This window comes from Finegoldia magna (assembly GCF_018371055.1).
In the GTDB taxonomy this organism is placed as follows: Bacteria; Bacillota; Clostridia; order Tissierellales; family Peptoniphilaceae; genus Finegoldia; species Finegoldia magna_I.
The window spans coordinates 1-17,698 of record NZ_JAGYZD010000011.1; the positions used below are offsets into that span (position 1 = coordinate 1).

The following is a 17,698-nucleotide window of genomic DNA, read 5'->3' on the forward strand; positions in this document are numbered from 1 at the left end:
TATGCCCACCTAAAGGCACAAGAGGAAAATAGAGAGATTGAATTATCCTGTGCAATCGGAGATGAAACTGTTGATGGTAGACCATATTCAGAAATTGTAGAAATTGCTAGAAACTACATTAATTCTATTGGTGGTTTTGAGGAATTTGCTAAGTGGGGGCTTATATGATTACAACCAAAGAAATGAAATTAGTTGATATTGAAAAACTTGTACCCTATGTAAACAATGCAAGAACTCACTCACAAGACCAGATTAACAAACTACGTTCATCAATTCGAGAATTTGGTTTTATCAATCCTGTAATTATTGATAAAGACTACGGAGTTATTGCAGGCCATGGAAGAATTATGGCAGCTAAGGAAGAAGGTATAAAAGAAGTACCTTGTGTCTTTGCAGAACATCTAAATGAGGCGCAGAAGAAAGCATATATATTAGCTGATAACAGAATGGCTCTTGATGCTGGATGGGATGAAGAACTACTAAGAGTAGAAATTGAATCCTTAGAAGATTATGGTTTTAATGTAGAACTTACTGGTTTTTCACCAGATGAATTATCTAATATTTTTGACCTAGGGAATGACACAGAAGATGATGGTTTTGATGTAGATAAAGAATTAGAAAAACCTACGTTTTCAAAAGCTGGAGATATTTGGACTTTAGGTAAACACAAACTTGTTTGTGGAGATTCTACAGATGAGACTATTTATGAGAAATTAATGGGAGAATCAAAAGCAAATCTTATCATCACAGACCCTCCATACAACGTAAACTATGAAGGAACAGCTGGAAAAATTAAAAATGACAATATGGAGCAAAGCAAATTCTATGAATTTTTACTAAGCTCTTTTTTAAATATGGAAAAGTTCCTCGCAGATGATGGTTCGATATATGTTTTCCATGCTGATACAGAAGGACTTAATTTCAGAAAGGCATTTCAAGATGCTGGATTTTATTTATCTGGTACTTGTATCTGGAAGAAACAGTCTCTTGTACTTGGAAGAAGTCCTTACCAGTGGCAACATGAACCAATTCTCTATGGCTGGAAGAAAAAAGGAAAACACAACTGGTACACAGGAAGGAAAGAGTCTACCATTTGGGAATTTGATAAACCAAGAAAAAATGGCGACCATCCTACTATGAAACCTATCCCTCTTTTATCTTATCCGATTAAAAACTCATCAATGACAAACTCCATTGTACTTGATCCATTTGGTGGAAGTGGGAGTACACTAATAGCTTGTGAGCAGACTGATAGGATTTGTAGGATGATTGAACTTGATGAAAAGTTTGTAGATGTCATTGTAAATAGATTTATTGAATTAGTTGGTAGTGATAAAGATGTAAGTCTTTTAAGAGATGGAAAAGAGTATAAATACTCAGAGGTATTAAAAGATGAATAAAGAACTAACATTAGGTTCACTATTTGACGGCAGTGGAGGATTCCCTTTAGCTGCTATTTTTTGTGGGATAAAACCTATATGGGCATCGGAGGTTGAGCCTTTTCCAATAAGAGTTACACAGAAAAACCTACCTCAAGTTAAACATTTAGGGGATATAAAAGATATCGATGGGTCTCTAATTGAACCTGCTGATATCATTTCCTTTGGCAGTCCTTGCCAAGATCTATCAATCGCAGGTAAAAGGGCAGGACTTGAAGGAAAAAAATCTAACCTTTTTTATGAGGCGATTAGAGTTATAAAAGAAATGAGGTGTAAGAGTAATGGTAAGTATCCAAGATACCTACTATGGGAAAATGTGCCAGGAGCCTTCTCATCTAACAAAGGAGAGGACTTTAGATGCGTCCTTGAAGAAATTACAAGAATTAAAGATTCCACAGTTAAACTTTCTCGACCACCGAGATGGCACAGTGCAGGAGAAATCCTGGGAGATAATTTTTCCCTTGCTTGGAGAGTCCTTGATTCTAAATACTTCGGAGTGCCCCAACGAAGGAGAAGAATCTTCCTTGTCGCAGATCTTGATGGAGGAAGTTCCAGAGAAATATTATTTGAGCAAAAAAGCTTGTCAGGGGATACTTCAGAGGGCTGCGAGAAAGGAAAAAGAAATACCAGAGCCATTAAAGAAAGCTTTAATAAAACAATCTGTTTAAATGACCAAGGTGGAGAAAGAATGGATATATCTGAGGATTTATCTGGAACACTAAGAGCAAAGGCAGGTAATCCTCCTCTTTTATATGATATAAGACAAACTTCTGAAAATACAAAAAATGAAAGACATAATATTTATGAGTGTGACGTTTCAAGAACTATAGATACATCTGGAAATACTCCTACTAGAAATCAAGGTGGAGTTGCAATAGTAGAAGACATCTACACCATGAGCAAGAATTCTCATTTTACAAAAGCAGACAAGAATATATCGTCTTCTTTAGTTGCTACTGATTATAAAGATCCACCTCTTGTTAATCAGAAACTTGTAAGAAGATTAACACCAAAAGAATGTGGAAGATTACAAGGATTTCCAGATTACTGGTGTGATGACTTAGGAATAGAAAATTCAACGGATGAAGATGTATCCTTTTGGAGAGAGGTTTTTGATAAGGATGCTGAAATAAAAGGTCTTAAAAAGAAGAAAACAGATAAGCAAATATTAAAATGGCTTAAAAATCCTCATACAGATTCAGCAGAATATAAAATGTGGGGCAATGGGATTGCTCTTCCATGTGCAATATATATCTTTAAAAGCCTTGTAAATACAGCAAATAAGACTTGATATAAATCAGCATTTGAGCAATATATGTATGTAAGAGGTGATTAGATGATTTCAAAGGAAATGATTAAAACTTTAAAAGAAGTATATCCAGATGGAACAAGAATTAAATTAATTAAGATGGATGATATACAAGCACCACCAAAAGGAACTCTAGGTACAGTTTATGGAGTGGATTCTATTGGATCAATCCTAGTAAAATGGGATAATGGTTCAACATTAAATGTGATTTTCAAGGAAGATATTATAGAAAAAATATCGGATAAAGATTGAAAAATAGCTGTTATTTAAGCGAAAATTACTTGACTTATCTTCGATAGTACGGGAATATGTACATAACAAAAAGAGATAAGGAGATAAAGAAAATGAAAAAAATAGACATTTTAGAAAACCTTGAAACAAACGAAGATTTCCAAGAAAACAAAATCAACTACAACTTTTATTGGGCCTACGAAAAAGCTAAAAGAGCAGGACTTGAAAGACTAGACTTTGAAGAATTAGGATTTGAAAAAGACTACCTAGAAATTATAGAAAACCTTGAGAGATTTGAAATTAAAGAATTTACAATTTCAGACCAATCCACAGCACTTATGAATGAATTACAAGCACTCAAAAATAAAGGATATTTCATAGTCGACTTAATCGAACAAGAAACAGGAAGAACAAACTGGAATTTTGAAACAAAAGAAGACGAAAAAGAAATAAAGCCAGCTTTACTTCTAAGAAAGATTCAAAAATAAAAGAGAGTTACCATGAAAAAAGATATCCTAGAAAGATTAGAAACAGAAGTCAAAGCCTGCAAAAGATACGCTGAAAATTCAATAAAAAAATCAAGAGAAGGAAATATTGGATCAGCAATTAACCTTTTAGACATAGCAGGAGCAGCAAAGAAATGTGCAGACCAACTTCATGAAGAACTTTGGAAAGAGTCACAAGGAAACCTAAACGAAGAAGAATTTGAACTTTTTGCAGAATCAGAAACATTAGATAGAGAACTTAAGAAAGCCTATAAAGAATTAGACATAGCAAGACAAAGATAAAAATAAAATTTAAATAGAGTCTAGGCTCTATTTGTCGTAGTAGAAGTCACAAGCAGGTGACTATTTTTTATGCCCGTTTTTAGAGGAGGGATGTCAAATGAAATACAAACCAACAGAATTTATGCTAGAAACTTCTCATTATGATAAAAACAAAGCAGACTATGCTGTTACCTTTATAGAATGCCTTAAACACACAAAAGGTAGATGGGCAGGTAAAGACTTCAAGCTTATTGATTGGCAAGAAGAAATCATTAGAGATTTGTTTGGAATTGTGAAAGATACAGGATATCGACAATTTAATACAGCATATATTGAAATACCAAAGAAGATGGGAAAATCTGAACTTGCTGCTGCTGTAGCACTTCTTCTAACTTGTGGTGATGGAGAAGAAAGAGCGGAGGTATATGGATGTGCTGCCGAAAGACAGCAAGCAACTATAGTTTTTGATGTTGCTGCTGATATGGTAAGAATGTCTCCAGCACTTTCTAAAAGAGTAAAGATTCTAGCATCTCAAAAGAGAATGATATATAAGCCTACCAATTCATTTTATCAAGTTTTATCTGCAGAGGCTTATTCTAAACACGGATTTAATATTCATGGTGTGGTCTTTGATGAACTTCATACTCAGCCTAATAGAAAACTTTTTGATGTTATGACAAAGGGGTCTGGTGATGCAAGAACCCAACCTTTATATTTTCTTATAACAACTGCTGGAACAGATACCAAATCAATTTGCTACGAAACTCATCAAAAGGCAGTCGACATACTTGAAGGCAGAAAAACTGATCCAACTTTTTATCCTGTAATCTATGGAGCAGATAGAGAAGATGATTGGACAGATGAAAAAGTATGGCATAAGGCAAATCCGTCTCTTGGAATTACAGTTCCAATAGAAAAAGTGAGACAAGCTTGTGAATCGGCTAAACAAAATCCAACTGAAGAAAATGCCTTCAGACAGTTAAGATTAAATCAGTGGGTCAAACAAGCAATTAGGTGGATGCCTATGGAAAAGTGGGATTTATGTAATTTTGCTGTTAATGAAGAAGAATTAAAAGGAAGAGTTTGTTATGGAGGTCTTGACCTATCATCGACAACAGATATTACGGCCTTCGTTTTAGTCTTTCCTCCATTAGATGAAGATGATAAGTATCAAATATTACCTTACTTTTGGTTGCCTGAAGATAATCTCGACCTAAGAGTAAAAAGAGACCATGTAAACTATGATCTATGGAAAAAACAAGGCTATATTATGACAACAGAAGGTAATGTAGTTCATTATGGTTTTATAGAAAAATTTATAGAGGACTTAGGTGAGATTTATAACATTAGAGAAATTGCCTTTGATAGGTGGGGAGCAGTTCAGATGGTTCAAAACTTAGAAGGTATGGGTTTTACAGTAGTTCCTTTTGCTCAAGGATTTAAAGATATGTCTCCGCCAACAAAAGAATTAATGAAACTAACCCTTGAAAGAAAAATAGCCCACGGAGGACATCCAGTATTAAGATGGATGATGGACAATATCTTTATACGAACAGATCCTGCTGGAAACATAAAAGCAGATAAGGAAAAATCTACAGAAAAGATTGATGGTGTAATTGCTACAATAATGGCTCTTGATAGGGCAATAAGGTGTGGTAATGATACAAGTGAATCGGTGTATGATGATAGAGGTCTTATAGTGTTTTAGGAGGTGGGAATATAGGAATAAATAAAAATAGTTGACCAATCAACTAAATAGAAGTATAATTTAATCATCAAAGGAAGGTGAGTAAATTATGAAATATAAAAGATATATCTTCCCTATTCTAATGGGAAGTACAATGAGCGTGATAATGTCTCAGATTAATACAGGAAAAATTATTATCCCAAGTGTAATAACAATGATGTTATTACAATCGATAGTTGCAAGTTTTGCATCTTTAATTTTTCCGGCTGGTATTATAGGAGCTAAATTAACAAAAAAATTATATAGAGGAAAATCATACAATATTTTCTTAATAATTTCATCAATATTACCAGCAATCTATTTTACTGCAATTATGTCTATTAGTGGATTATTGAAGATGAAAGGATATGATGAGAACTTCTGGAAGATGTATTTTTCTACTTTTCCTATGAATGTTTTGTGTGGATATTTGGCAAGTATTTTTTGGAATGTAATATTAGATAAAACATTAATAGGAAAAGAGATATAAAATGGAAAAAAGTATTGGAAAACTTATAACATATTTAGCTAGATGCATCCAACAAGAATTAAAAGATGTCCTTAAACCATTTGATATAAGAGTAGGTGAAGAACCATATTATATAGCACTTACAAAAAAAGATGGATTGACTCAAGAAGAATTAACAAAAATAGTAAAGGTAGATAAAGCAGCTACAGCTAGAATGGTTAAATCGTTAGAACAAAAAGGATATATAAGTCGAGAAATAGATGCAGAAGATAGGAGAAATAAAAAAATATATCTTACAGAAAAAGGAAGATTAAAATATGAACCATTGAGCAAAGCCTTACAAAATTTTAATACAGCTCTAACGAAAGAATGGACAGATGATCAGTATAAATTAGTTTATGAAAGTTTAGAAATGTTAATAGATAAATTTGAAAAAGATAACAAATAAAACCCTTTTTATCTAAGAATATGTAACAATATAAGCATCTACAAAGTAGGTGCTTTTCTTATACCTAATTTTAGGAGGTGGTAATATAAACATTTTAAATTTAATATTTAAGTCGAGAGACAAACCTAAAGACGGGGAGAAGGTATCTTCATCGTCTTTTTTATTTGGTAGAACAACAGCAGGAAGGAATGTAAACGAATTTACTGCAATGCAGATGACAGCAGTTTACTCATGTGTGAGAGTTCTTGCTGAAACCTTAGCAGGACTTCCTCTTCATTTATATAAAAGAGGAGATTCGAACTCAAAGGAAAAAGCAAAAGACCATGCCATATATTTTCTTTTACATGATGAGCCAAATACTGAGATGACATCATTTGTATTTAGAGAAACACTAATGACTCACCTTTTGTTGTGGGGTAATGCCTATGCTCAGATAATTCGAAATGGTAGAAATGAGGTCATTGGACTTTATCCATTAATGCCAAACAAGATGACTGTTATGAGAAGTGAGGATGGTGAAATCTTCTATAAATACAATCACAAATCAGAAGAAGTTTATCTTTTAAAAGAAGATGTTCTTCATATACCTGGACTTGGTTTTGATGGTCTTATTGGTTACTCGCCAATCACCATGGCTAAAAATGCTATTGGTATGGCTATGGCATGTGAAGATTATGGTGCTAGCTTTTTCCAAAATGGAGCACAACCAGGTGGAGTTTTAGAACATCCAGGAATTATTAAAGACCCAGAAAGAGTAAGGGAGTCATGGAATGCAGCCTTTCAAGGGCCTAAAAACGCCAACAAAGTGGCTGTACTTGAAGAAGGGATGAAATACCAACCGATTGCTATTGCGCCAAGTGAAGCCCAGTTTTTGGAAACAAGAAAGTTTCAGTTAAATGAGATAGCAAGAATATTTAGAATACCACCTCATATGATTGGCGACTTGGAGAAGTCATCATTTTCAAATATAGAACAGCAGTCGCTTGAATTTGTTAAATACACTCTTGACCCTTGGATTGTTCGTTGGGAGCAATCTTTGGAAAGAGCACTATTAACAAAGAAAGAAAAAGAATCCTACTTTATTAAATTTAATCTTGATGGACTTCTGAGGGGAGACTATGAATCAAGGATGAATGGATATGCTGTAGGAAGACAAAATGGATGGATGAGTGCAAATGACATAAGAGAATTAGAAAACCTAGATAGGATATCAGCTGAAGAAGGCGGAGACCTATATCTTGTAAATGGAAATATGCTGCCACTTGATAAGGCAGGAGCATTCTACGAGAGTAAGAGAAATGGAGGTAGTAATACTGAGAATGAAGAATAATAAAATATTTTGGAATTGGAAAAAGGATTCAAATGAACTCTATATAGATGGAGTAATAGCAGAAGAGTCTTGGTTTGATGATGAAATCACACCAAGGCTCTTTTTTGAAGAATTAAAAAATAAAAGTGGAGACATAACTGTTTGGATCAACTCTCCTGGTGGAGATTGTATAGCTGCATCGAGAATTTACACCATGCTTTTAGAGCACAAGGGAAATGTGACCATAAAGATTGACGGACTTGCAGCATCAGCAGCATCGGTCATTGCTATGGCAGGTACTGAAGTACTGATGAGTCCAACATCATTAATGATGATTCATAATCCCTTAACTGTGGCAATTGGCGACTCAAAAGAAATGCAAAAAGCTATAGATATGCTAAAGGAAGTTAAGGAATCAATCATCAATGCCTATGAGATTAAGACAGGTTTATCCAGAGAAGAGATTTCTAATCTAATGGATGGAGAGACTTGGTTTGATAAGAACAAGGCTATTGAGATGGGTTTTTGTGATGGAACTCTCACTGACAAAAGAAAAGATGAAAAAGTCACGAACATGGTCTTTTCAAGGCGAGCAGTTACAAACTCACTTTTAACAAAGATAAATAAAGAAGTAAAGACTCACTCAATGAGAGAAGTAGATGAAAGATTAAACAAAATTAAAAACACTTGGAGGTAATTATGAATATTAAAGAACTTTTAGAAAAGAGAACTAAAGCTTGGGATGAGGCAAAATCATTTGCCGAATCTAAGAAAGATAAAAATGGTCTAATGTCTGATGAAGACTTTAAGACATATGAAGAGATGGAGAGAACTATTGAGAATTACACTCGTGAAATTGATAGAAAGAAGAGGGAAGAAGAAATGGATAAATCCTTGGAAAAACCTACTACTCAAGCACTAACAAATGAACCTGCTACTTTTAATGAAGAAGATAAACCAATGAGAGCAAGAAATGTCTATAAGAAATCTATGATGAAGGCATTAAGAACTAACTTTAGAGATATTTCTAATGAATTAAAAGTAGGGACAGATGAAAGTGGTGGATATTTAGTTCCAGAAGAAATGGAAGCAGATATTGTAAATGGTCTTGAAGATGAAAATATTGTAAGAAAGTTAGCTACAAAAGTTCAAACTTCCGGACTTCATAAAATCAATATTGCAGCTACAAAGCCAGCAGCCCTATGGGTTGAAGAAGGTGGTCAACTTACCTTTGGAGATGGTACATTCGATCAAGTATCTCTTGATGCACACAAACTCCATGTTGGTATTAAAGTTACTGAAGAACTTCTCTATGATGCAGCCTTTAATTTAGAAAAATACATCACTGAAGAATTTACTAGAGCACTAGCAAATGCTGAAGAGGATGCTTTCTTAAATGGCGATGGAGTAAATAAGCCTACAGGAATTTTTGACTCTAAAAAAGGTGGAGAACTTGGAGGTACAACAAAGGCTCAAACAATTACTGCAGATGAACTAATTGATTTAGTCTACTCCTTAGACAGACCTTATAGAAAGAAAGCAGCCTTCATTTTAAATGATGCAACAGTTGCTCAAATTAGAAAACTTAAAGATGTTAATGGTGCATATATTTGGCAACCATCACTTAAAGATGGAGAACCGGATAGACTTTTAGGATATCCTGCCTACACATCTGCCTTTGCTCCAAAAGCTGATAAAGGAAAACTTGCTGTAGCCTTTGGCGATTTTTCATACTACAAGATTGGAGATAGAGGAAATAGGTCATTCCAAGACTTAAAAGAACTATTTGCTGGTAATGGCATGGTTGGTTTCTTAGGTAAAGAAAGAGTTGATGGAATCTTAGTTTTAAGAGAAGCAGTTAAACTATTAAAAATCGGTACTACTGCCTAAGGAGTAAATTATGATTACTCTTGAGGAGGCAAAGTCCTATTTAAGGGTGGATTTTGATGATGAGGATGAGATGATTGAATCTCTCATCCAATCATCAATCAAACATTCTATGGATGTAGCCAGAGTTGATAGTGAAGAAGACCTTTCTAAAAATCCAAATGGAAAGATAGCCGTTCTATATATGACTGCTTATCTTTATGAACATAGAGAAGAGGCAGATTATTGTGAACTAAACTTAACGCTAAGGGCTTTATTATTTGGTGATAGAAAACCAGGTTTTTAAGGAGGTATTATGGCCAATAGTTTAAATACTTTAAATTTAATTCAAACAAAGGGTGGAATTAATATAAAACAGGGAGATACATCTTCAGAACTAAGTTTCCAGCTATGTGACTCAAAAGGTGACCCTATAAGTTTTTTAAATGCTAAAGATGCCAGTATTCATCTTTATAGCAAAGAAAAGAAACTAGAATGGAAATGTAAGACAAAGGTAATTGAAGATAAGATTTCTTTTAGAATTAATAAACCACTTGCCATAGGATCATATAAAATAGAAATCAAAATAGAAGGTCATATATTCCCATCAGACCAAGGAACTTATATAAGAATAACAAAGGGTTATGAGTCATATACTGATTCAGAAAGTGCAATAGTTGCCATTGAAAATGCTAAAAATATAGCTGATGAAGCAATAAAAAAGGCTATTGAAAAAAATCTAAAAGATATTAAAGGACCAAAGGGAGATAAGGGTGATGACGGCTCTCAAGGCAAAGAAGGCCCACCTGGTCCAAAAGGAGAAGATGGAAAAGACTGCGAAGTTATAGATAACCTTGAAAGTGAAAACGGAGAAAAAGCCCTATCTGCCAGACAAGGTAAAATTCTAAATAAAAAATATGATGAGCTTTTTTACGATGTCGATAATGGTAAGAACTTGATTGCTAAGGCTATTGTCGACAAGAAAGGAAAAGCAAATAAAGATGATAGCTTTAAAGACTTAGCAAGTAAAATTGGAGAAATAAAAACTGGATGGGAACCTGGGCATAAATTTAGTCTAGGCGAATTAAAAGAAGAATATGAATACTATTCTGATGATGAGCCATATCCAGTTATTAAAAATATAGATGATGCATTATCTGTTCAAGACACTAATGATTTCTACTTTATAACAAAGAAAGGGAAATTATCCTTATCAACTAGCTTAGACGAAGTATTAAGTTCTGATAAGCACAAGTATTTGAATCTATGGAAATATAGAAATAATAGATGTATGGGGGTTGTTAGTGCGGATAATAATGGATTTATTTTGATATATGGAATTTCTATGATACTTGAAGAACTTTGGGCCATAGAAACAAAGATACCTTCAAATAAAAAAATAGATATGGCATTTACTGATAATATTTTAGTTGTATCAGCAAATGATAAGTCTGTTATAGAGGTTCATAATTTGATCAATAAAAAATATCTTAGGTTATATAATTATGATTTCTTTTATAAAGGTATTGGTTTGGTATCTATACAAACCAATAATACTATATCGGCAATGGACCAAGATGGTAATATTTTCACCTTCAATCTAGTTGATTACAAATTAGACAAAATAATATATTGCGATAATGATAATATAGGAATTCATACTTCAGATAAAAAAATATATAATTTTCAAATAATAAATGGGGTACTTCAAAATCCAAGATTAGAAATTGATTTATCAAGATGGGCAAAAGGTAAATTTTTATGCTACAGCTCATATTCTTCAGGAAACAGATATACTTATGAAGGAATATCCTTATTAGTAACATATGACAAAAATGTAAGCATAGCGTATGAATGGGAATATGATAAAACCACAGAAGTTGAAACTAAATTTGATAATTTAATTATATCTTATGTAAAAGATGATGTGAAAATACTAGAAGTGATAAATTTATTTACAAAAGTGAAGGACATTACTGAATCGCCAAACTTTAATAGAATAGTAAAATCAGATATTACTACATCTAATGACTATTCTAGTGAAGCTATATATTTTGTACTCAATGGAAATTTATGTAGTTGGGTTAGAAGTGTAAGTTTAAAATATTATATTCTACCAAAACTTCCAGAAAATACTGGAGACTATTATGAAAATAGCTGATTTTAATAGAAGAATAACTTTTCAAAATAAAAATGTTGAGGTAGATGAAATTGGTAACCATAAATCAGTATGGACAGATCATCTAGAAACTTCAGCTTATATATCTTTTCAGGGTAAGGGAGAAGAAGTCTTTCTTGGGATGGAAGTAGATAGGTCGGATATTTCTTTTACCGTAAGATTTCAAAATAGGTTAAAGAACATTAATACTTCAGAATACAGGATTCTATTTGATGATGAAAAGTATAACATCATCTCAATTGACTTTATGAACTATAAAAATAGACTTATAAAGTTTAGGTGTAGGAAGGTGAGTAGATGAATGTAAAAATTGAAAACCTAGCCAGTGAAATAATGAAGGGCTTAGAAGAATATTTTGATATGGCAACAGATGAAGTCAAAAAGGAAGTTAAAAAAACTGGTAGTAATATTAGGAAAGATATACAAGAAAATGCACCTGTAGGAGAAACAAAGAAATATTCTAAATCTTGGTCAGTAAAAACTATGAAAGAAACTTCAAACTCAATAGAGCTCGTAGTTCACTCAAGGAATAGATATCAACTGGCTCATTTACTAGAGAAAGGCCACGTCCTTAGACAGGGAGGAAGAGTATCTGCTAGGCCCCATATTGGACCTGCTGAGGAGAAAGGAGTCAGAGAATTGGAAGAAAATATAATGAGGAAGTTAAGAGAATGAATAAGTTAATGGAAATAATTAATGAGATAGGACTTCCATTTGCCTATTCACACTTTGCTGAGGGAGAAAGTCCAAATCCACCATTTATGGTTTATCTATTTCCAAAGAATAAACACTTTGGTGCAGATGGAGTGGTTTTCTATAAAAACACCCAGATAGACTTAGAACTTTACACTGACAAGAAAGATTTAAAATTAGAAGAAAAGATAGAAGAGATACTTGATAGAGAAAAAATCTACTATGAAAAATCTGAAGTTTGGATTGAATCAGAAAGACTCTATGAAGTTTTGTACGAATTCACACTTAATTTAAAAATTACGGAGGTAAATAATAATGGCAAATAAAGTTAAATTTAATATTTGTAACGTTCACTACGCTCTCTTTGATAAAGCCGAAGAGGGCGTTATTAAATATAAGACACCAGTGCCAATGCCTGGTGCTGTTTCAATTTCACTAGATCCAAATGGAGAGCCTGAAAGCTTTTATGCAGATGGAATTGAATACTACACTATTTCAAACAATATGGGATATGACGGAGATTTAGAAATCGCCCTTATTCCAGAATCATTTAGGACTGATGTTTTGATGGAAAAATCAGATTCTAATAAAGTTCTAATTGAGTCTTCGAATTCTGAAACTGCGAACTTTGCACTGTTATTTGAGTTTGATGGTGACCAAAAGAAAATCCGTCACGTAATGTATAATTGTTCAGCAGCAAGGCCTACTCTTGAAGGAGAAACTAATGAGGAATCAAGAGAAGTTCAACCAGAGACCTTAACTATTCAAGCAAGACCACTTCCAAATGGAAATGTAAAGGCTAGAACAGGAGAAGAGACTACAAAGGAAACTTATGATGGTTGGTACAAGTCAGTTTATCTACCAATAGAAACATCATCTTCTACAACAAGGACAGCAGGAGGTAGTAGATAATGGCATTAACAAAAACTATAAAAATTGATGGAAAAAATGTTATATTTCGTGCATCGGCAGCTATTCCAAGAATCTATAGATTAAAGTTTGGTCTAGACATCTTTAAAGACTTGATGGAACTAGAAAAGTCCATGAAGAAAAACGATAAAGATAAATCTAACCTTGATATAGGTTCACTTGAGTTATTTGAAAATATAGCCTATGTAATGGCGAAGCATGGAGATAAATCTGTACCAGATAGTCCAGAAGAATGGTTGGATAATTTTTCTACTTTTTCAATTTATCAAATTTTACCTCAGTTAATTGAATTATGGGGATTGAATATAAAGACAGAAGAAATATCTAAAAAAAAGTAAGACCAACAGAAAGACCAATGACTACACCCTTGTTTCTATTAAGGGCAGTGGAACTTGGCCTTTCTGTTTCTGATTTATCCCTACTAACAATTGGACTTGTAAATGATATGTTCACAGAAAAGAATAATGACGACTATAAATACAAGGAAGTAGCTACACAAGATGACTTTGATAAATTCTAGGGAGGTGAGAAATATTGGCAAATAGAATAAAAGGGATAACAGTTGAGATTGGTGGAGACACTACCAAGTTACAGACTGCTTTAAAACAAGTTAATACAGAGATAAAACATACTCAATCAGAACTTAGAGATGTAAATAAGCTATTAAAGATTGATCCAAAAAATACTGAACTTATCTCACAAAAGCAGAAACTTCTATCTCAATCTATTCAAGAAACAAAAGAAAAGTTAGAGTCCCTTAAAATTGCAGGTGAACAGGCAAATGCAGCTCTTGCCCATGGAGATATTTCTCAAGCTCAATATGATGCTCTTCAAAGAGAAATTATTGAAACTGAAAATTCCTTGAAATCTCTAGAACAACAAGCATCCAAAACTGGTCAATCCTTTAAAAACATCTCGGACTCTTCTATGAAGATATCTAAGGTTACAGGAGAAGTTGGAAAAGAAATGACTACCAAGGTTACAGCACCAATTGTAGCCGTAGGAGCCTTGGGGCTAAAAACAGCAGCAGACTTTGAAAAGGGAATGTCCTCTGTAAAGGCGATAACAGGTGCAACTGGTGAGGAGCTAAGTCAACTTAAAGAAAAAGCTCTTCAACTTGGTGAGTCTACTTCTTTTAGTGCTAGTGGAGTAACCGAGGCTATGACTGAAATGGCAAAGGCAGGATAGTCTACTAAGGATATATTAACAGGTGTAGGAGGCGTACTTGATGCGTCAGCTGCATCTGGAGAAAATCTTGGTTCAGTTGCAACTATTGTAGCAGATGCTATATCTGGATTTAATATGAAAGCATCTGAGTCTGGAAGAGTAGCTGATGTATTAACTCAAGCGGCCAATGCTGGAACAATAGGTATAAATGACCTAGGCGAGTCTTTTAAATATATAGCACCACTTTCAAATTCTATGGGCTTTAATATTGAAGAAGTAACTTCTGCAATTACAGCCATGTCCATGTCTGGTATTAAGGGCTCACAAGCTGGTACTTCACTTAAAAACTCTTTAACAAATATGATTAAACCTACTAAAGATATGCAAAGTGCTATGGATGAGTTAGGTATCAAGATAACCAATCAAGATGGATCGTTTAAGTCTCTTGATGAAATCCTAAGAGGAATGAGAACATCATTCTCTGGTTTAAGCGATGAACAAAAGGCATATTATGCTACAGTAATTGCTGGCAAAGAAGGTCAAGCAGGTTTACTTTCACTTCTTAATATGAGTCAAGAAGAGTATGACAAAATATCAGCATCTATGAAAAATGCAGGTGGAATTGCGAAAGAAACGGCTGATGTGATGCAAGACAATCTTTCATCAAAGATTGAGGCACTAGGTGGGGCACTTGAAACTCTATCTGTTCGTTTTGGAGATTTAGTTGTTCCGGCACTTACAAAATTTGTAGAAAAGATTACTGATGTTATAACAGCAATTTCAAATGCGCCTCCAGAAGTCCAGAAATTCATTTTAGTATTTGCCGGAATTCTTGCTGCTATTGGCCCAGTCTTGCTTATTATCTCAAAAGTAGCAGCGGTTATTGGAACAGTGACAGGTGCTATGTCTATTCTTTCTGGGGGAATAACAACTGGTGCGACACCAGCGATGCTTGGACTTGCTAAAGTGTTTGGTGTTTTGAAAGGAGCGTTTACTGCTTTAAGTGGACTTATTATGGCTCATCCAATAGTAGCAGCTATCGTTGCTATTGCGACGATTCTTATTCCTTTAATTATCAAAAATTGGGATACAATCAAAGAATTTCTTGTTAATACATGGAACTCGATTGTATCATCCTGTAAGGAAATATGGGGAGGAATTAAAGAGTTTTTTGCCAATCTTTGGAATGGAATTTGTGAGTCTTGGAATGCTATATGGACTACTATTACAACTACTATATCAAGCTTATGGACTAGCTTTATTGAAGGAGTATCTGGAATTTGGAACGGTATAAAAGATTTCTTTACAAATCTATGGCAAGGAATATCTGAGTCTTGGTCTACAGCATGGACAAATATTACGACTTTTATTTCTGAACTATGGACTGCTTTTGTAGAAGGCATAAAAACACTTTGGCAAGGAGTAAAAGATTTCTTTGCTAATCTATGGAGTGGAATTTTAGAAACTTGGAATAGTATATGGATTACAATAACAACTTTTCTAACTGAATCTTGGAATACCTTCATTGAGGGAGCCAAGAGTCTATGGCAAAGTATAGGAGAATTCTTTACAAGCCTTTGGACTGGGATTCAAACTACTTTTACCAATATATGGACAGCTATATCAACTAAAACAACAGAAGTATTTACAGCAGTTGGAGAATTTATTAGGACTATTTGGGAAAGTATAAAGACTTTAATTTCAACAGTTCTTGATGCTATTAAAGTAAAGGCTGAGACTATTTGGAATGGGATAAAAACGTTCTTGACTACAGTAATCACTGCCATAGGAACATTTATATCCACATCTTGGAATAATATAAAAACAGTAATTCAATCAGTTTTAAATACTATTAAATCAATAGTTATGAATGTTTGGAATGCTATAAAGTTATTTATATCTGGAGTTTTAAATGGAATTAAGTCATTAGTGTCTAATATTTGGAATAGCATCAAGGCTACTATTTCATCAACAGTTAATTCTGCAAAATCATCTGTTTCATCTGCATTTAATTCAATGAAGTCAGCTATTTCTTCTAGTATGTCGAATATTTTATCTAGTATAAGAAATGGGTTTAATAATGCAGTGAACTTCATTAGAAATCTTGCATCACAAGCCTACAACTGGGGTGCAGATATGATTAATGGAATTGCAAGAGGAATTTCAAATGCAATAGGTAATGTAATATCTGCTGTATCTGATGTAGCATCAACTATTAGATCCTACTTACACTTTTCAGTACCAGATGTTGGGCCACTTACTGACTATGAAGAATGGATGCCAGACTTTATGGAAGGTTTATCAAAAGGAATTGAGAAGAGCAGGAGTTTGGTTAAATCTTCTATGAAGAATGTAGCAAGTGATATGGTTCTTAGTCCAAATATATCATCCGTTGGTATGAGTGGATACGATAAAGGAGATGCTGTAAATGGAATAGATATAGGAAGTCAAATATCTGATGCAATTGCAAACATAAATTTAAAATCTGAAAATACTGGAGATATAGTAATACCAGTTTATCTTGGAGGCACACTCCTCGATGAAGTTATTGTTAATGCCTCAATGCGTAAGAATTTAAGAAGTGGAGGTAGATAGAAATGAAACATCAATCATATTTAATTATTGAAGGAGTAGACCTACCTTTACCAAATTCTTATGATTTGGAGTTTAGAGATATTGAGGCAGACACCGGAGGAGAGACAGAGGCCGGAACTATTCAAAGGGATATTGTTAGAAATAAAGTAGCAAGTATATCTGTAGGTTTTTCTTGTAGTCCTAAGCTTGTAAAGACATTGAGTGGTTTTGCTAATAAGCCTAATCTTAAAGTTAAATACTTAGATACAGAAACATTGGAACTAAAAGAGACACAAATGTATATAGACAAGTTTCAAGTCAAATTAATAAAAGATACTTCTTATAAAGGGCTGTGGGAAGTATCTTTTTCATTGGAGGAATATTGATGTATCTAACAAGCAATGAATATAAAACAGCAATCAAAAAGAATTCTCGTAAATTTTACTGGACGGGGAATATCATATTAAAAGATGAAACAATCATTCCCTTTACCAATAAAGATATTCTTAAAGGGTCTGGATACATTCATCGTTCATGCTCTGGATCTTCTGAACTTGAAATAGGTACAGTTTATGCTGGAGAGTTTGGAAT

Annotated in this window: 20 protein-coding genes and 3 pseudogenes; all 23 read left to right on the plus strand. The window is 33.7% G+C overall.

The window, feature by feature from the left end; translation table 11 throughout:
- A pseudogene (locus KHW44_RS10080) lies at nucleotides 1-168 on the plus strand (S-adenosylmethionine synthetase); the annotation flags it as partial.
- Complete coding sequence (locus KHW44_RS01110) at nucleotides 165-1,400, plus strand: site-specific DNA-methyltransferase (RefSeq protein WP_304064874.1); 1,236 nt, start codon at nucleotides 165-167, stop codon at nucleotides 1,398-1,400. The pseudogene KHW44_RS10080 and the gene KHW44_RS01110, both read left to right, overlap by 4 nt.
- Nucleotides 1,393-2,730, plus strand: coding sequence for a DNA (cytosine-5-)-methyltransferase (gene dcm / locus KHW44_RS01115; RefSeq protein WP_304064875.1), 1,338 nt, complete (start codon nucleotides 1,393-1,395; stop codon nucleotides 2,728-2,730). The genes KHW44_RS01110 and dcm overlap by 8 nt, the downstream gene beginning before the upstream one ends.
- 45 nt (nucleotides 2,731-2,775) lie before the next feature.
- Nucleotides 2,776-3,000 carry a DUF4314 domain-containing protein gene (locus KHW44_RS01120; protein WP_099208600.1) on the plus strand — a complete coding sequence of 75 codons (225 nt, stop codon included), beginning with the start codon at nucleotides 2,776-2,778 and terminating at the stop codon, nucleotides 2,998-3,000.
- Nucleotides 3,001-3,092: 92 nt separating this feature from the next.
- The gene (locus KHW44_RS01125; RefSeq protein WP_304064881.1) at nucleotides 3,093-3,467 is read left to right on the plus strand and encodes a hypothetical protein; all 375 of its coding nucleotides are present in this window, start codon (nucleotides 3,093-3,095) and stop codon (nucleotides 3,465-3,467) included.
- Nucleotides 3,468-3,479: 12 nt separating this feature from the next.
- Nucleotides 3,480-3,767: a transcriptional regulator gene (locus KHW44_RS01130; protein WP_304064884.1), complete on the plus strand. Its 288-nt coding sequence runs from the start codon at nucleotides 3,480-3,482 to the stop codon at nucleotides 3,765-3,767.
- Nucleotides 3,768-3,864: 97 nt separating this feature from the next.
- Nucleotides 3,865-5,454, plus strand: a complete 1,590-nt coding sequence (locus KHW44_RS01135; protein WP_304064887.1) for a terminase large subunit — start codon at nucleotides 3,865-3,867, stop codon at nucleotides 5,452-5,454.
- 88 nt (nucleotides 5,455-5,542) lie between these two features.
- Complete coding sequence (locus KHW44_RS01140; RefSeq protein ID WP_297789591.1) at nucleotides 5,543-5,962, plus strand: hypothetical protein; 420 nt, start codon at nucleotides 5,543-5,545, stop codon at nucleotides 5,960-5,962.
- A 1-nt stretch (nucleotide 5,963) separates the two neighbouring features.
- The gene (locus tag KHW44_RS01145) at nucleotides 5,964-6,389 is read left to right on the plus strand and encodes a MarR family winged helix-turn-helix transcriptional regulator (RefSeq protein WP_297789594.1); all 426 of its coding nucleotides are present in this window, start codon (nucleotides 5,964-5,966) and stop codon (nucleotides 6,387-6,389) included.
- A gap of 85 nt (nucleotides 6,390-6,474) precedes the next feature.
- On the plus strand, nucleotides 6,475-7,719 hold the full coding sequence (locus KHW44_RS01150; RefSeq protein WP_369680505.1) for a phage portal protein: 1,245 nt from the start codon (nucleotides 6,475-6,477) through the stop codon (nucleotides 7,717-7,719).
- Complete coding sequence (locus KHW44_RS01155) at nucleotides 7,709-8,395, plus strand: head maturation protease, ClpP-related (RefSeq protein WP_304064897.1); 687 nt, start codon at nucleotides 7,709-7,711, stop codon at nucleotides 8,393-8,395. Before KHW44_RS01150 ends, KHW44_RS01155 begins: the two co-directional genes overlap by 11 nt.
- 2 nt (nucleotides 8,396-8,397) lie before the next feature.
- Nucleotides 8,398-9,588, plus strand: coding sequence for a phage major capsid protein (locus KHW44_RS01160; protein WP_304064900.1), 1,191 nt, complete (start codon nucleotides 8,398-8,400; stop codon nucleotides 9,586-9,588).
- 10 nt (nucleotides 9,589-9,598) lie between these two features.
- Nucleotides 9,599-9,871 (plus strand): head-tail connector protein, encoded by a 273-nt coding sequence (locus KHW44_RS01165; protein WP_304064903.1) that lies wholly within the window; start codon nucleotides 9,599-9,601, stop codon nucleotides 9,869-9,871.
- Between the two features lie 9 nt (nucleotides 9,872-9,880).
- Nucleotides 9,881-11,725, plus strand: a complete 1,845-nt coding sequence (locus tag KHW44_RS01170; protein ID WP_304064906.1) for a collagen-like protein — start codon at nucleotides 9,881-9,883, stop codon at nucleotides 11,723-11,725.
- Nucleotides 11,712-12,044 (plus strand): phage head closure protein, encoded by a 333-nt coding sequence (locus KHW44_RS01175; RefSeq protein ID WP_304064908.1) that lies wholly within the window; start codon nucleotides 11,712-11,714, stop codon nucleotides 12,042-12,044. Before KHW44_RS01170 ends, KHW44_RS01175 begins: the two co-directional genes overlap by 14 nt.
- Nucleotides 12,041-12,418 carry an HK97 gp10 family phage protein gene (locus tag KHW44_RS01180; protein WP_304064910.1) on the plus strand — a complete coding sequence of 126 codons (378 nt, stop codon included), beginning with the start codon at nucleotides 12,041-12,043 and terminating at the stop codon, nucleotides 12,416-12,418. Before KHW44_RS01175 ends, KHW44_RS01180 begins: the two co-directional genes overlap by 4 nt.
- The gene (locus tag KHW44_RS01185; protein ID WP_066130514.1) at nucleotides 12,415-12,762 is read left to right on the plus strand and encodes a hypothetical protein; all 348 of its coding nucleotides are present in this window, start codon (nucleotides 12,415-12,417) and stop codon (nucleotides 12,760-12,762) included. The genes KHW44_RS01180 and KHW44_RS01185 overlap by 4 nt, the downstream gene beginning before the upstream one ends.
- Nucleotides 12,752-13,348 (plus strand): major tail protein, encoded by a 597-nt coding sequence (locus KHW44_RS01190; protein WP_304064916.1) that lies wholly within the window; start codon nucleotides 12,752-12,754, stop codon nucleotides 13,346-13,348. The genes KHW44_RS01185 and KHW44_RS01190 overlap by 11 nt, the downstream gene beginning before the upstream one ends.
- Nucleotides 13,348-13,704: a hypothetical protein gene (locus tag KHW44_RS01195; RefSeq protein WP_304064919.1), complete on the plus strand. Its 357-nt coding sequence runs from the start codon at nucleotides 13,348-13,350 to the stop codon at nucleotides 13,702-13,704. The genes KHW44_RS01190 and KHW44_RS01195 overlap by 1 nt, the downstream gene beginning before the upstream one ends.
- Before the next feature lie 17 nt (nucleotides 13,705-13,721).
- On the plus strand, nucleotides 13,722-13,886 hold the full coding sequence (locus KHW44_RS01200) for a hypothetical protein (RefSeq protein WP_198145772.1): 165 nt from the start codon (nucleotides 13,722-13,724) through the stop codon (nucleotides 13,884-13,886).
- Nucleotides 13,887-14,332: 446 nt separating this feature from the next.
- Nucleotides 14,333-17,128 (plus strand): annotated as a pseudogene (locus KHW44_RS01205) (phage tail tape measure protein).
- Between the two features lie 2 nt (nucleotides 17,129-17,130).
- Nucleotides 17,131-17,493, plus strand: coding sequence for a hypothetical protein (locus KHW44_RS01210; RefSeq protein ID WP_066130507.1), 363 nt, complete (start codon nucleotides 17,131-17,133; stop codon nucleotides 17,491-17,493).
- Nucleotides 17,493-17,698: pseudogene (locus KHW44_RS01215) on the plus strand (hypothetical protein); the annotation flags it as partial. The gene KHW44_RS01210 and the pseudogene KHW44_RS01215, both read left to right, overlap by 1 nt.